Origin of the sequence: Candidatus Nitrosarchaeum limnium BG20 (assembly GCF_000241145.1) — an archaeon.
Taxonomy (GTDB): Archaea; Thermoproteota; Nitrososphaeria; order Nitrososphaerales; family Nitrosopumilaceae; genus Nitrosarchaeum; species Nitrosarchaeum limnae.
Window position 1 is genome coordinate 1 of sequence record NZ_AHJG01000162.1, and the last position, 717, is coordinate 717.

At 26.4% G+C, this 717-nt stretch carries 1 protein-coding gene; it reads right to left on the reverse strand.

Features of this window, described 5'->3' with window-relative positions; all coding sequences use genetic code 11:
* Positions 1 to 177 precede the first annotated feature (177 nt).
* On the reverse strand, positions 178 to 576 hold the full coding sequence (locus BG20_RS04930; RefSeq protein ID WP_010191685.1) for an RNA-binding domain-containing protein: 399 nt from the start codon (positions 574 to 576) through the stop codon (positions 178 to 180).
* Positions 577 to 717: the final 141 nt, after the last annotated feature.

A 717-nucleotide genomic window follows, 5' to 3' on the forward strand; every position in this document is an offset into this window, starting at 1 on the left:
TAATGCTACAATCATTGAGATTAATCCAGAAAATACAATGATGTCTTCTTACATGGATTTTTCTATTAAAAGTACAAGTGTAAATGCATTACCAGAATTGATTTCAATTTTTAGAGATTAAGTCTTAATTTAAGATCATAAATTAAATCAATAAAGTAATTTTGATATTAATGTAGACTAATTTTCAAAAATTAACCAATCGATGATTCCATCTATATTAGAAGAGGTTAAAGTTACTTTGATTGGGCCTAATGGAGATTCTTCTGCTTCTTCACATAATGCTGCAGTTCCAACAAAGGCTGCTTGCTTGTTAAGATAAAACCATGTAGAATCGTTTTCCAAATTTTTTTCAAGCTGTCGTCTATAGATATTCTGTGAACGATTAGAATGAATAACATCATATATTTTTTCTAGTAAATGTAAATCTCTAGAGTTAGACATCACTGAAAAATCATCTGACTTGATTTTTGCATTTTGAAATATATTCAAAATTGCTGTTTCAACTTTTTTTAAATCTTCAGATGGGTTAACATTTGAAATAATTTCTATTTTACAACTAATATTAGGAATTCTCATTCTATCCAACTTTCAATAATTTTAAACGCATATTCAATTAATTCATCTTTTGTTAAATTATTGTTAGAAATTGTTTCATCAGATAATGCAATAGAATTAGTAATACCAACTCCTATTTCTCTATTGTCTCTTTCTTCAAAA